The sequence below is a fragment of the Streptomyces paradoxus genome, from assembly GCF_014202475.1.
Classification (GTDB): Bacteria; Actinomycetota; Actinomycetes; order Streptomycetales; family Streptomycetaceae; genus Streptomyces; species Streptomyces paradoxus.
Genome location: NZ_JACHGV010000009.1, coordinates 132,061 through 146,092, shown reverse-complemented (window position 1 = coordinate 146,092; position 14,032 = coordinate 132,061). Strand labels below are relative to the sequence as shown.

The window sequence follows — 14,032 nt, the reverse complement described above, 5'->3', positions numbered from 1 at the left end:
GGCCGGTCCCGCCGATGCCTGCGGGGATCCCCCCGCCGGGAGCGCCGTACCTGCCGCCGCAAGGGAACCGGTACGGCCGCGCCACGTGCCGGGCGGGCAGCATCCGTACGCGCCGCACCCGCCGCCACCGTACGGCCCGCAGCACCCGTACGGCGGCTGACCGGCGTCGACGTCAGGCCACCGCGCTCAGCGTGTCCGCGAGGCGCCGGCGGGCGGCCCTGGCCGCGGGGACGGCTGCCAGCGCGGCGGCGCACAGGACCGCCGCCGCCCCGAGCGGCACCACGAGCATCGCGGAGGGGCCCTGGGCGATGCCCGCGCCGATACCGCTGGAGCGGCCCTGGGCGTCGATCAGCCAGTGGGCGAGCGGCAGTCCCAGGGCGGTGGCGGCGAGGACGGCCGCCAAGGCCGTGAGCCCGGTGGCGGTGACGGTGATAGCCGTGATCTGCCGGGGGGACAGGCCGATGGCCTTCAGGGCCAGCAGGTCCCGCTCGCCCTCGCGGACGGTACCGCCGATCGCGGTCAGCAACTCGATGAGCCCGATGAGGGCGAGCACGGCGGTCAGCCCGGCCACGACCGCGCGCAGCGGGGACAGCCCGTCGGCCGGGTTGGCGACCGTGTGCACGTCCAGGTGGCCGTCCCCGGCCGCGGTGAGCCGGTCGGCGACCTCCCGTGGGTCGGCGCCGGGGTGCAGGCGGAGTTCGTAGAGGGTCGGGCGGAGCCCCGGGTCGCTCTCGCGGAGGGTGTCGAGGGACGTGGAGATCACTCGGCCGGCGTTCTCCGGCTCGATGCTGCGTCCCACGATGTGCAGGATCAGCGGCTGGTCGCCGACGGTCATCCGGACCCAGTCGCCGACCCGCGCGTCCAGCAGGTCGAGCAGCCCCTGACCGGCCACGGCCTCGTCGGCGCCGCGGGCGGGGCGGCCCTCGGCGAGGGTGTGCGGGTAGGGGTCCAGGTGGGTGCCGAGGCCGCGCAGCGCGATGGTCGACGTCTGGCTCGGACCCAGGGCGGCCGTCTCGACGCCCGGGTAGGCGGCGGCCACCCCCGGGTCGCGTTCCAGCAGCGCGCGGGTCTGCTGCTCGCTGTGCCCGGCGTCGGCTCGGACGCTGAGCGCGGCGGGCAGGCCGACCTGTTCGGGTCGGCTGTGGAAGCGGTCGATGGTGGTCCAGGCGCTCATCGCGACGACGATCAGCAGCAGCGGCAGGGTGAGACGGGCGACGGTGGCCAGGGAGCGGGGGCGGCGGGTGAACGCCGTGTGCCAGCCCAGCACCAGCGCGGGCGGAATCCGCACGCCCAGGGCCCGGCGCGACACGCCGGACAGCCGTCCGCCCGAGGTCGCGGCGGGTCGCGGCAGCGGTACCGGCGGCACGCGCCCGGCCCGCCAGGCGGCAAGCCCGGTGGTCGCGCCGATGAACAGCACCGCGCCGGCCGGCACCACGATCAGCGCCACGGTGTGCCCGGGCAGCCCCTGCCACACGCCGACCGCGTCCCCGAGCCGCCCGGGGATCCGGCTGCCCAGGGCCTCGGCGAGACCGGCGGCGGCCAGGGCGCCGAGCAGGGCGTAGGCGAGGTGTTGGAGCAGGAAGACGCGGACGACCTGGCCGGGAGTGAAGCCGATGGCCTTCAGGACGGAGAGATCGCGCAGGTGTCCGCGGATGCGGGTGCCGATCGCCCCGTGCACGGCGAGCCCGGCCGCGACCAGTGCGCCCAGCCCGAACAGCCCCAGCACCTGGCCGAGCAGCCGGTTGTCGCCCTGCGCCTCGGCCCGCGCCTGCTGCCAGGTCGAGACCTCGCCGATCGCCCCGGAGCCCAGCACCGTCACGGCGCGCTGGACGATGTAGGACGTGTCGCCGGGGTCCGTCAGCCGCAGCCCGATGACCTGGCCGCCGGGGTCCGGCACGGCCGACGGCAGTGCCCACACCAGGCCCGGCTGCTCACCGGGCCGGTAGCGCGGCTCGGCGCTGTCGGCGAGGCCCACGACGGTCAGCTCGCGGGCAGTGCCGGGCACGGTGAGGGTGTCGCCGGGCTCGGCCAGCAGGGCCCGGGCGAGACGGCTCTCCAGGACCACGCCGTTCGGGGCCGAGGGGTCCAGCCAGTGGCCGGAGACGATCGGCGGGCGGCCGACCGAGGGCCGCTCCGGGGTGCCGCGCAGCTCGACGGAGGCGCGGCTGCCGCGCGCGGAGACGGTGACGGCGGCGGTGGGATAGGGGCCGGCGACGGTGTCCACGCCGTCCAGACCGGCCAGCTTCCCGGTGTCTGCCGCCTTGTCGGTGTGCAGCCACACATGGGCGCCGTGCGACTGTGTGAAGACGCGCTGCCAGGGGTTGGTCGCGTAGCCGAACAAGGCCGTGGCCAGCAGCAGGGACGCGACGATGCCCGCGGTGGCGAGGACGAGGAACAGCGCCTCGCCGCGGTGCGTGCGCAGATCGGAGTGTGCCCAGCGCAGGGTGGCTCGCACGGGCCTCAGTCCCTCGGCCCGCGGGCCGCGCGGCCGTCGTGGAGGCGCAGGTCCGCACCGTGGTCGTGGACGTCGCGCATGTCAGTCCTTGAGCTCCAGCACACCGGATATCCCGGAGCGGCGCGGCGGGGTGGTACCGCCGTCGAGTTCCGCGTCGTCGGCGATCCGGCCGTCGAAGAAGCTGATCACCCGGTCCGCGGCACTCGCCAGCCGGGCGTCGTGGGTGACCAGCACGATCGTCTGACCGCGCTGGTGGAAGCGGGACAGCAGCCGCATCACCTCGCGGGTGCCCTTGCTGTCGAGGCTGCCCGCCGGCTCGTCGGCCAGCAGCAGCGGCGGGTGGTTGACCAGGGCCCGGGCCAGGGCGACGCGCTGCTGCTCGCCACCGGACAGCTCGCCCGGCATGCTGCGCTCCTTGCCCGTCAGGCCCAGCTCGGCCAGCAGCGCCTCACGCTCGGTGCGCGCCTGCTTCGGCGAGGTGCCCGCGAGCAGGGCGGGCAGTTCCACGTTGTCGGCGACGGACAGGTTCGAGACGAGGTTGAAGAACTGGAAGACGATGCCGATGCGCTTGCGGCGCTCCACCGCCCAGCGGGCCTCGCCGTAGGTGTCGGTGGACTCGCCGTCGAGCCAGATGCTGCCCGCGTCCGGCCGCTGGAGCCCGCCGAGCAGGTGCAGCAGCGTCGACTTGCCGGCGCCGGACGGGCCGGTGATCGCCACGAACTCGCCCTGCCGTACGCACAGGTCGACCCCGCGCACGGCACGCGCCGGGGCGCCCTCGCCGTGGTGGGTCTTCATCAGGCCCTCGGCGCGCAGCACAGGAGCGGGACGGTCGTCGCTCACTCCAGCTCCTCCAGCTCTTCCTGGCACCGTTCCAGCCAGTCGAGGTCGGCCTGCAGGTGCAGCATCGCGCCCTCGATCAGCAGATGGGCGATGCGGTTGTCGCGGTCTTCTGCTGCGGCCAGCTTCGACAGCTGCCGCATGGTGTTCAGGTACTGGCGCCGCTGCTGGTTGATCAGGGAGATCTGCTCGGCGAGACCGGTCTGCGGAGCGAGCGCCAGCTTCATGAAGAACTCGTCCCGCACCCGCGGCTCGTCCTCGGGCTCCTCGAACCAGGCGCGCAGCGCCTCCCGCCCGGCGTCGGTGAGGTGGTAGACCTTTTTGTTGGGCCGGCTGGACTGCGCCACGTCCTCGCCCTCGATCAGTCCCGACTTCTCGAGGCGGCCGAGCGTCACATAGATCTGGCCGACATTCGGCTGAGGGTACGCGGAGCCCAGCAGTTGCTCAAGGTCCTGCTTGAGCTCGTAGCCGTGGGCTGGTCCGCGGGCGAGGAGGGCCAGGAGGGGCAGGCGCACGCGTGCAGTCCTCCTGTCCGGTCCAATGTGCTCCAGGCCCTAGTATCGCCCATACCTAACAGGTATACATGGCCTCTGATTCCGGGCAAGGGTGCCCAGCGCCGGTGTACAGGGAGGAACCTATGCGGTGGATCCATGCCGCGGGTAGGGGCCTTCTCGTTCTCGTCGTGGTCCTGACAGGCTACGTTGCCGCCGGGGCGCAGGCGGGCGAGCCCCCGGAGGGCGGCCGCGGCCCCCTCACCCTGGCCACCGCCGGGGACCTCACCGGCTACCTCGGCCCCCTGCTGGAGGGCTGGAATCGCACCCATCCCGGCGAGAAGGTGACCCTCGTCGAGCTGCCGGACTCGGCCGACGAGACCCAGGCCCAGATGATCACCGACCTGCGCGACGGCGACCGCAGCCGGTTCGACGTGCTCAACATCGACGTCAACTGGACCCCGGAGTTCGCCGCGGCGGGCTGGATCAGGCCCCTGCCCCGGGACCGCTTCCCGCTGAAGAGCTTCCTCCAGCCGGTCGTGGACACGGCGACCTACGACGGGCAGCTCTACGCCGTGCCCTACGTCACCAACGCCGGCCTGCTCCTGTACCGCAAGGACGTCCTCGCGAAGGAGGGCGTCGAGCCACCGCGCACCTGGGCGGAGCTGGAGCGGTACGCCAAGACCATCGCCCCGAAGCACGGCCTCGACGGTTACGCCGGACAGTTCCTGCCCTACGAGGGCCTCACCGTCAACGCGGCCGAGGCCGTCTACTCGGCGGGCGGCTCGATCCTCGGTGACGAGGGCGAGCGCGTCACCGTCGACTCGGCCGCGGCCCGGGAGGGCATCGGGTTCCTGGCGCGCGGAGTGCGAGAGGGGTGGATCCCCCGACAGGCGCTGACGTACAAGGAGGAGGAGTCCAAGCAGGCCTTCCAGGACGGCCGGCTGCTCTTCCTGCGGAACTGGCCGTACGCCTACGTCGGTGCCTCCGCCCCGGGTTCGAAGGTCGCCGGGAAGATCGGCGCCGTACCCCTGCCCGGACCCGACGGGCCGGGAACCAGCGTCCTGGGCGGCTCCAACCTGGCCGTCAGCGCCCACGCGCGGCATCCCGACTCGGCGGCCCGCCTGATCGCGTACCTCACCAGTGAGCGTGTCCAGCGCCAGGTCCTCACCCGTGGCGCGCTGCCGCCCGTACGGGCCGATCTCTACCAGGACCCGGCTCTCATCCGCAGGTTCCCGTACCTGCCGACCCTGCGGACGAGTGTGCTCGCGGCCGAGCCGCGCCCCAAGAGCCCGCGCTACGACCAGGTCAGCCTTGTCGTGCAGGCGGTCGTGCACGACGCGATGGCCGGGCACCAGACGCCCGCGGCGGCGGTGCGGCGGCTGGCGCGAGAGCTCGCGGTCATCTCGCACCGCTAGCTCCGCCCGCAGATTCCCTCTAGTTACTTGTTAGGTAACGCGCGGGTCTCATCTTGCTTCATAGCGCCCGATAAGTCCTGGTTCAGCCGCCTCAACCAGTCAGTTGCTTCTGCCTTTTCATTGACACCCTCTCGACACGCCTACTTAACATGCATGCATAACCGCTGCCCTTCTCAGAGACAGGTCGATGGGTTGAACAGGCACCACTGGTGGCGTGACGCAGTGATCTATCAGGTCTACGTCCGCAGCTTCCTCGACAGCACCGGCGACGGCATCGGCGACCTCGCCGGCGTCCGGGCCGGACTGCCGTACCTCAAGAAGCTCGGCGTCGACGGGATCTGGCTGAGCCCCTTCTATCCCTCGCCCCAGCACGACCACGGCTACGACGTGGCCGACTACTGCGACGTCGACCCGCTCTTCGGCGACCTCGGCGAGTTCGACCAGCTGGTGGGGGCCGCGCGGCGGCTCGGCGTCAAGGTGCTGCTCGACATCGTCCCGAACCACTGCTCCAGCGAGCACCCCTGGTTCCGCGAGGCGCTCGCCGCCCCCGCCGGCAGCCCGGCCCGGGCTCGCTTCCACTTCGCCGACGGCCGCGGCCCGGACGGCGCCGAGCCGCCCAACAACTGGCACGCCATGTTCGGCGGCCCGGCATGGAGCCGGGTGACCGAGCCGGACGGGACGCCCGGCCAGTGGTACCTGCACATGTTCACGCCCGAGCAGCCCGACTGGAACTGGCGCGACCCCGAGGTCGCCGCCGAGTTCGACCGGGTGCTGCGTTTCTGGCTCGACCGGGGGGTCGACGGCTTCCGCATCGATGTCGCCGCCGGCCTCTACAAGCACCCCGAGCTGCCCGACTCCGACGACCCGGAGGCCGACGCCCGCACCCGCGACTCGGTCAACCCGCTCGCCTGGAACCAGCCCGAGGTGCACGACGTGTGGCGGCGCTGGCGCTCCATATGCGAGGAGTACACCGAGCGCGACGGCTCCGAGCGCCTCCTCGTCGGGGAGGTGTCCGTCCCCACCGCCCGCGAGCACGCCCAGTACGTCCGCCCCGACGAGCTGCACCAGGCCTTCTTCTTCGACCTGCTCAGCGCCCCCTGGGAGGCCGATGCCTTCCAGAAGGTCATCTCCGAGGCCATGCAGGACATCGCCGGCACCGGCTCGACCGTCACCTGGGTCCTCAACAACCACGACCAGGTCCGCACCGTCACCCGTTACGGCGAACCCGCCACCGAGGGCAGCGGCCTCGGCGCCGCCCGCGCCCGCGCCGCCGCGCTGCTCATGCTGGCCCTGCCCGGCGCCGCGTACATCTACCAGGGCGAGGAGCTCGGCCTGCCGGAGGTCGTGGACCTGCCCGACGACGTGCTCACCGACCCGATCTTCCGCCGCACCGGCAGCAGGGCCCGCATCCGCGACGGCTGCCGGGTCCCGCTGCCCTGGTCCGGCCAGGCCTCGCCGTTCGGCTTCACATCGGGCGTCGAGAGCGCCAAGCCGTGGCTGCCGCAGCCGGAGTACTTCGCCGAGTACGCCACCGACCGCGCCCTCGCCGACACCCGCTCCTTCTGGCACCTGTACCGCGACGGCCTGCAACTGCGCGCCGCACTGCCCCAGTTGGGCGAGGGCACGCTGCGCTGGGTGGACGCCCCGCCCGGCGTCCTGGCCTTCGAACGCGGCGACCTGGTGTGCGCCGTCAACTTCGGTACGGCCCCCACCCCCGCGCCGGTCCCCGGCGCCCCCCTGCTCGCCAGCGGCCCCTGCCCGGCCGGAGTGCTCTCCGGCTCGACGGCCGCCTGGTGGATCCGTTCCTGAACTCCCGCGCAAGTCAACTTCCCGAAGGGACATCAACGATGATGCGACGACGTACCACCCTGCTCACCGGCTGCACCGCCCTCGTCCTGGCGCTCGGCGCGACCGCCTGCGGCGGCGGGCCCGTCTCGGCCGGCGGCGGCGACAAGGCGCTCGGCGGCCAGACGGTCACCGTGGCCGGCGTCTGGTCCGGCACCGAGCAGAAGAACTTCCAGAAGGTGCTGGACGCCTTCACCGAGAAGACCGGCGCCAAGACGCAGTTCACGTCCACCGGTGACAACGTCTCCACCGTCGTCGGCAGCAAGATCGAGGGCGGCAACGCCCCCGACGTCGTGATGGTCCCGCAGGTCGGCGTGCTCAAGCAGTTCGCGCAGCAGGGCTGGCTCAAGCCGCTGTCGAAGAAGACCGAGCAGGCCGTCGACGCGGGCTACGCCCCCGTCTGGAAGAAGTACGGCAGCGTCGACGGCACCCTCTACGGCCTCTACTTCAAGGCCGCCCACAAGTCGACCGTCTGGTACAGCCCCGACGCCCTGGAACAGGCCGGCGTGAAGCCCCCGAAGAGCTACGACGAGATGCTCAAGGCCGGGCAGACCGTGTCCGACTCCGGCCTCGCCGCGTTCTCCGTGGCCGGGCAGGACGGCTGGACCCTCACCGACTGGTTCGAGAACGTCTACCTCTCCCAGGCCGGGCCCGAGAAGTACGACGCCCTCGCCGCCCACGAGCTGAAGTGGACCGACGCGTCCGTCGTCGACGCCCTCACCACCCTCGGCAAGCTCTTCAAGGACAAGCAGCTCATCGCCGGCGGCCAGAAGGGCGCCCTGAACACCGACTTCCCCGGCTCGGTCGAGAAGGTCTTCGGGCCGGAGCCCGAGGCCGGCATGGTCTACGAGGGCGACTTCGTGGCCGGTGTCGCCAAGGACCAGTTCGGTAAGAAGGTCGGCGAGGACGCCAACTTCTTCCCGTTCCCGGCCGTCGGCGGCGGCGAGGCACCGGTCGTCAGCGGCGGAGACGCCGCCGTCGTCCTCAAGGACGGCAAGAACCAGAAGGCCGCCCAGGCCCTCCTGGAGTACCTCTCGACCCCCGAGGCCTCCGCGGTCTGGGCCGAGGCGGGCGGCTTCCTCTCCCCGAACAAGAAGCTCGACCTCGCCTCCTACGGCGACGACGTCACCCGCGCCACCGCCAAGTCCCTCGTCCAGGCCGGGGACTCGGTCCGCTTCGACATGTCCGACCAGGCCCCGGCCGCGTTCGGCGGCACGAAGGGCGCCGGCGAGTGGAAGCTGCTCCAGGACTTCCTGCGCGACCCGTCGGACCCGAAGGGCACCGCGGCGAAGCTGGAGGCCGCGGCGGCCAAGGCGTACCAGGACTGATACGCCATGACAGCGACCCTCGTGCAAGAGACGAGCTCCTCACCACCCGGCCCGGTCGCCGACCGCACCCGGCGGCTGCGCCGGCGCGGGAAGATCATCGCCCTGCTGTTCGTGCTGCCCGCGCTGCTGCTGCTCGGCGCGCTCGTCGTCTACCCCGTGCTGTTCAGCATCGGCCGCAGCTTCTTCGACGCCTCCGGGACGAGCTTCGTCGGCGGCGGCAACTACGCCGAGATGTTCCGTGACCCGGCGACCCTCAAGGCCGTCCGCAACACGGCCATCTGGGTCGTCATCGCCCCGGCCCTGCTCACCGGCCTCGGGCTGATCCTCGCCGTGCTGGTGGAGAAGGTCCGCTGGGCGACGGCCTTCAAGCTGCTGCTCTTCATGCCGATGGCGGTCTCCTTCCTCGCCGCCGGCATCATCTTCCGCCTGGCCTACGACGAGGACCCCGACAAGGGCGTGCTCAACGCGGCGGTGGTCTCCGTCCACGACGCCTTCAAGGGGGAGTCCTCCTACCCGACGGCCCGGGCGCGGGACGGCCAGGGCCTGACGAAGGACAAGGACGGCTCCTACCGCACGAGCACGAGCGTGTCGCCCGGGGACGCGGTGGCGCTGGGCCTGGTCGGCGTGCAGCCCGGCGAACTGCCGGGCGGGGCCGAGCCGGCGTACCCGGCGGCGGGGCGCGAGGCCGCCGCCGACGAACTGCGCGGTGTCGTCTACCTGGACTTCACCCCCGGCGGGGGAGGGGAGCAGGGCAAGGTCGACCGCCGGGAGAGCGGACTGCCCCAGATGAAGGTCGAGGCGGTCCGCGACGGCAAGCAGGTCGCCTCGGCGACCACCGCCGCCGACGGCTCCTTCCGCTTCGAGGGGCTCGAAGCGGGCTCCTACGAGGTGAGACTGCCGTCGTCGAACTTCGCCCCGCCCTACGAGGGTGTCTCCTGGCTCGGTCCGGCGCTGGTCACCCCGGCGATCATCGGCGCGTACCTGTGGATCTGGACCGGCTTCGCCATGGTGCTGATCGGGGCGGGTCTGTCGACGCTGCCGCGGGACGCGCTGGAGGCGGCACGGATGGACGGCGCGAACGAGTGGCAGATCTTCCGCCGGATCACGGTGCCGCTGCTGGCACCCGTCCTGTCGGTCGTCTTCATCACCCTCGTCATCAACGTGATGAAGGTCTTCGACCTCGTCTACATCATCGCGCCCGGGCCCGTGCAGGAGGACGCGACCGTGCTCGCGACCCAGATGTGGCTGGTGTCGTTCGGCGGCGGCAACAACCAGGGGCTCGGCAGCGCGCTGGGCGTGCTGCTCCTGCTGCTGGTCGTCCCGGCCATGGTGTTCAACGTCCGCCGTTTCCGAAGGAGTCAGCGATGAACGCGGTTCGGCGCGGGTTGGGCAACGGGGTCGTCCAGGCCTTCCTCGTGGTGGTCGGCCTGGTGTGGATGACGCCCCTGGCCGGGCTGTTCCTGTCCTCCCTGCGGTCCGCCGAGGACACGGCGAAGGGCGGCTGGTGGACGGTGTTCACCAGCCCCGGGCAGCTGTCCTTCGACAACTACTCCGCGCTGCTGGGGAACGCCGGCATCACACAGGCGTTCTGGAACACGGTGCTGATCTCGGTGCCGACGACGGTGCTGGTCGTGGTCGTCGCGGCACTCGCGGGGTACGCCTTCGCGTGGCTGGACTTCCCCGGGCGGGAGGCGATCTTCCTGGTCGTGGTCGCGCTGCTGGTGGTGCCGGTGCAGATCGGTCTGCTGCCGGTCGCCAAACTCTTCGGCCAGCTGGGCCTGTTCGGCACCATCCCCGGGGTCGTGCTCTTCCACGTGGCGTACGGCCTTCCCTTCGCGGTGTTCCTGCTGCGGAACTACTTCGCCGAGATGCCGAAGGAGATGCTGGAGGCCGCGCGCATGGACGGCGGCACCGAGTGGCGGATCTTCACACGGCTCGTCCTGCCCGTGGGGCGGCCGGCGATCGCCTCCCTGGCCATCTTCCAGTTCCTGTGGGTGTGGAACGACATGCTGGTGGCGCTGCTGTTCGCGGACAGTGCGTCGCAGCCGCTGACCGTGGAACTCCAGTCCCAGATACGCCAGTTCGGCAGCAACATCGATGTTTTGGCCCCCGGGGCGTTCGTGTCCCTGGTGGTTCCGGTGGTCGTGTTCTTCGCGTTCCAGCGGCACTTCGTGCAGGGCGTGATGGCGGGGTCGGTGAAGTAGCGCATGCGTTTCGGGCCCCACTTCGCTACGAAGTGGGGCCCGAAGGCGTTCACGGAGACGCTGGCGGATACAGCGACCGGGGCAGTTGCGAGGCCGCCGCCCCGTCCAGCAGCCACAGCGTCCGGCTCCTGCCGTACGCCCCCGCTGCCGGGGCCTGGATCTCGCCCGCGCCCGAGAGGGCGATGGCGGCCGCCTGGGCCTTGTCCTCCCCGGCCGCGAGAAGCCATACCTCACGGGCGGCGCGAATCGCCGGCAGCGTCAGCGTCACCCGGGTCGGCGGCGGCTTGGGCGCGCCGTGGACGCCGACCACCGTGCGGTCGGTCTCCCTGACCGCCGGCAACTCCGGGAACAGCGACGCCACATGCGTGTCCGGCCCGACGCCCAGCATCAGCACGTCGAACGTGGGAACGGGGCCGTGGTTCTCCGGGCCCGCCGCCTGCGCCAGTTCCTCCGCGTACGCGGCGGCCGCCGCGTCCACGTCGGTGCCGTGCGGCCCGTCCGACGCGGGCATCGCGTGCACCCGCTTCGGATCGACCGGCACCGAGTCGAGGAGAGCCTCCCGCGCCTGGGTGACGTTGCGCTCCGGGTCGCCCTCGGGCAGGAACCGCTCGTCGCCCCACCAGAGGTCGAGCCGGCTCCAGTCGATCGCGTCCCGGGCGGGCGCCGCGGCCAGGGCGGCCAGCAGGCCGTTGCCGTTGCGGCCGCCCGTCAGGACCACGGACGCCGAGCCCCGGGAGGCCTGCGCGTCCACGATCTTGGTGATCAGCCGGGCCGCCGCGGCCTGCGCCATCAGCTCCTTGTCGCGGTGCACGACCAACTGCGGTGCCGTACTCACTTGCTCGTCGCCTTCCGTACCGGCTCCAGCTCGGGCGGTTCCCGCCTCACCGGTGCCTGCGCCGTCGCTTCCGCAGCGGGTGCTTTCGCAGCCGCTTCAACGGGAGCGGGGAGGGCGAGTCCTGCTCGCCCTTCACTTTTGGGCACCGACTGCACCGACTGCGCCGACGACGGGGACTTCAGCCGGTCCACCCCGTACCGCAGCGCGGACGCGTACGTGTCGTCCGGGTCCAGGCGCCGCAGTTCCTCTGCCATCAGCTCGGCGGTCTCCCGGCGCTTGAGCGCCACCGCCCGGTCCGGCTGGCCCTCGATGGAGAGTGTCGCCAGCGAGCCGTCGGCACGGTCCAGCTTGATCGGGCCGCAGTTGGTGTCCATCCGGACCGCCGTCAGACCGGGTCCGCCGGACAGCGACCGCTTCACGGGGACGTCCAGCCGGTCCGCGAGCCACATCGCCAGCAGCTCACAGCTCGGGTTGAACTCCTCGCCCTCCACCTCGACGGCCCGGACCTCGCAGGCCACCTGGTCGAGCGCCGCCGCCAGCATGGAACGCCAGGGCGTGATGCGCGTCCAGGACAGGTCCGTGTCGCCGGGGGTGTAGGTCCCGGACCGGGTGGCCAGGTCCCGCACCGGCTGCTCGGAGGCGTACGTGTCGGTGACGCGGCGCTGCGCGAGGGCCCCCAGGGGGTCCTTCGCCGGGTCGAGCGGCGCGTTCACCGGCCACCACACCACCACCGGGGCGTCCGGCAGCAGCAGCGGCAGCACCACCGACTGGGCGTGGTCCGCGACCTCGCCGTACAGCCGGAGCACCACCGTCTCACCGGAGCCGGCGTCGGCACCGACCCGGACCTCCGCGTCGAGGCGGGACTGCGTACGGTCACGGGGCGAGCGGGAGACGCGCCGGATGACCACGAGCGTGCGCGAGGGATGCTCGTGCGCGGCGTCGCTCGCGGCCTTCAGCGCGTCGTAGGCGTTCTCCTCGTCCGTCACGATGACCAGCGTGAGCACCATGCCGACCGCCGGGGTGCCGATCGCACGGCGGCCCTGCACCAGCGCCTTGTTGACCTTGCTGGCGGTGGTGTCCGTGAGGTCTATCTTCATGGCCGGCGCCAGCTCCGTCCGTGTCGCTCGAGCATTTCGTCCGCCTCGACGGGCCCCCAGGTACCGGCCTGGTACTGGGCGGGCTTGCCGTTCTTGTCCCAGTACTCCTCGATCGGGTCGAGGATCTTCCAGGACAGCTCGACCTCCTCGGTGCGCGGGAAGAGGTTCGAGTCACCGAGCAGAACGTCCAGGATCAGACGCTCGTAGGCCTCCGGGCTCGACTCCGTGAAGGACTCGCCGTACGCGAAGTCCATCGACACGTCCCGGATCTCCATCGACGTGCCCGGCACCTTCGAGCCGAAGCGGACCGTGACGCCCTCGTCCGGCTGGACCCGGATGACGATCGCGTTGGAGCCGAGCTCCTCGGTCGCGGTGGAGTCGAAGGGGGAGTGCGGGGCCCGCTGGAACACGACGGCGATCTCCGTCACCCGGCGGCCCAGCCGCTTGCCGGTGCGCAGGTAGAAGGGGACGCCCGCCCAGCGGCGGTTGTCGATCTCCAGCTTGATCGCGGCGTAGGTGTCGGTCTTCGACGAGGCGTCGATGCCGTCCTCGTCGAGATAGCCGATCACCTTCGCGCCGCCCTGCCAGCCCGCGGAGTACTGCCCGCGCACGGTGTCCCGGCCCAGGTCCTGCGGCAGCTTCACGGCGCCGAGGACCTTGGTCTTCTCGGCGGCCAGCGCGTCCGCGTCGAAGGAGGCCGGCTCCTCCATGGCCGTCAGGGCCATGAGCTGGAGCAGGTGGTTCTGGATGACGTCACGGGCGGCGCCGATGCCGTCGTAGTACCCGGCCCGGCCGCCGATGCCGATGTCCTCGGCCATGGTGATCTGCACGTGGTCCACGAAGGACCGGTTCCAGATCGGTTCGAACATCGTGTTGGCGAAGCGCAGCGCCAGGATGTTCTGGACGGTCTCCTTGCCCAGGTAGTGGTCGATGCGGAAGACCTGGTCCGGGGCGAAGACCTCGTGGACGACCTTGTTGAGCTCCTCGGCCGACTCCAGGTTGTGGCCGAACGGCTTCTCGATGACCGCGCGCCGCCAGGAACCGCTCGTCTGGTCGGCCAGCTGGTGCTTCTTCAGCTGCTGGATGACCACCGGGAAGGCCGACGGCGGAACGGACAGGTAGAAGGCGAAGTTGCCGCCCGTGCCCTGCGCCTTGTCCAGCTCCTCGATCGTGGAGCGCAGCCGCTCGAACGCGTCGTCGTCGTCGAACGTGCCCTGCACGAAGCGCATGCCCTGGATGAGCTGCTGCCAGACCTCCTCGCGGAAGGGCGTGCGGGCGTGCTCCTTGACCGCGTCGTGGACCTCCTGGGCGAAGTCCTCGTGCGCCCACTCGCGGCGGGCGAAGCCCACGAGCGAGAAGCCCGGCGGCAGCAGACCCCGGTTGGCGAGGTCGTACACGGCGGGCATGAGCTTCTTCCGGGACAGGTCGCCCGTGACGCCGAAGATGACCAGGCCCGACGGCCCCGCGATACGCGGGAGCCGTCGGTCCGCGGGGTCACGCAGCGGGTTGCTGCTCGACACCT

At 71.8% G+C, this 14,032-nt stretch carries 11 protein-coding genes; 5 read left to right on the top strand and 6 right to left on the bottom strand.

Annotation, left to right across the window (positions count from 1 at the left end; genetic code table 11):
• Window positions 1-172: 172 nt before the first annotated feature.
• From HNR57_RS27620 to HNR57_RS27610, 3 genes are all read right to left on the bottom strand, one after another.
• Window positions 173-2,455, bottom strand: coding sequence for an ABC transporter permease (locus tag HNR57_RS27620; RefSeq protein ID WP_184564019.1), 2,283 nt, complete (start codon window positions 2,453-2,455; stop codon window positions 173-175).
• A gap of 81 nt (window positions 2,456-2,536) precedes the next feature.
• Window positions 2,537-3,250 carry an ABC transporter ATP-binding protein gene (locus tag HNR57_RS27615; RefSeq protein ID WP_246555042.1) on the bottom strand — a complete coding sequence of 238 codons (714 nt, stop codon included), beginning with the start codon at window positions 3,248-3,250 and terminating at the stop codon, window positions 2,537-2,539.
• A 41-nt stretch (window positions 3,251-3,291) separates the two neighbouring features.
• Window positions 3,292-3,807 (bottom strand): PadR family transcriptional regulator, encoded by a 516-nt coding sequence (locus HNR57_RS27610; protein WP_033310756.1) that lies wholly within the window; start codon window positions 3,805-3,807, stop codon window positions 3,292-3,294.
• Window positions 3,808-3,929: 122 nt separating this feature from the next.
• Between HNR57_RS27610 and HNR57_RS27605 the strand changes: the two genes are divergently transcribed.
• The 5 genes from HNR57_RS27605 (at window position 3,930) to HNR57_RS27585 (ending at window position 10,578) form a co-directional block, all read left to right on the top strand.
• Window positions 3,930-5,201 carry an ABC transporter substrate-binding protein gene (locus tag HNR57_RS27605; RefSeq protein ID WP_184564017.1) on the top strand — a complete coding sequence of 424 codons (1,272 nt, stop codon included), beginning with the start codon at window positions 3,930-3,932 and terminating at the stop codon, window positions 5,199-5,201.
• 153 nt (window positions 5,202-5,354) lie between these two features.
• Window positions 5,355-7,010: a glycoside hydrolase family 13 protein gene (locus HNR57_RS27600; protein ID WP_184564015.1), complete on the top strand. Its 1,656-nt coding sequence runs from the start codon at window positions 5,355-5,357 to the stop codon at window positions 7,008-7,010.
• A gap of 38 nt (window positions 7,011-7,048) precedes the next feature.
• On the top strand, window positions 7,049-8,374 hold the full coding sequence (locus HNR57_RS27595) for an ABC transporter substrate-binding protein (protein WP_184564013.1): 1,326 nt from the start codon (window positions 7,049-7,051) through the stop codon (window positions 8,372-8,374).
• A gap of 6 nt (window positions 8,375-8,380) precedes the next feature.
• Window positions 8,381-9,742: an ABC transporter permease subunit gene (locus tag HNR57_RS27590; RefSeq protein WP_184564011.1), complete on the top strand. Its 1,362-nt coding sequence runs from the start codon at window positions 8,381-8,383 to the stop codon at window positions 9,740-9,742.
• Window positions 9,739-10,578, top strand: coding sequence for a carbohydrate ABC transporter permease (locus HNR57_RS27585; protein ID WP_184564009.1), 840 nt, complete (start codon window positions 9,739-9,741; stop codon window positions 10,576-10,578). The genes HNR57_RS27590 and HNR57_RS27585 overlap by 4 nt, the downstream gene beginning before the upstream one ends.
• Before the next feature lie 49 nt (window positions 10,579-10,627).
• Here HNR57_RS27585 and pgl read toward each other — a convergent pair whose 3' ends face one another.
• The 3 genes from pgl to zwf are packed head-to-tail and all read right to left on the bottom strand — an operon-like array spanning window position 10,628 to window position 14,030.
• Window positions 10,628-11,413 (bottom strand): 6-phosphogluconolactonase, encoded by a 786-nt coding sequence (pgl, locus tag HNR57_RS27580; protein WP_184564007.1) that lies wholly within the window; start codon window positions 11,411-11,413, stop codon window positions 10,628-10,630.
• Window positions 11,410-12,510 (bottom strand): glucose-6-phosphate dehydrogenase assembly protein OpcA, encoded by a 1,101-nt coding sequence (gene opcA / locus HNR57_RS27575; protein ID WP_184564005.1) that lies wholly within the window; start codon window positions 12,508-12,510, stop codon window positions 11,410-11,412. Before opcA ends, pgl begins: the two co-directional genes overlap by 4 nt.
• Window positions 12,507-14,030 (bottom strand): glucose-6-phosphate dehydrogenase, encoded by a 1,524-nt coding sequence (zwf, locus tag HNR57_RS27570; protein WP_184564003.1) that lies wholly within the window; start codon window positions 14,028-14,030, stop codon window positions 12,507-12,509. The genes opcA and zwf overlap by 4 nt, the downstream gene beginning before the upstream one ends.
• Between the last annotated feature and the right edge of the window lie 2 nt (window positions 14,031-14,032).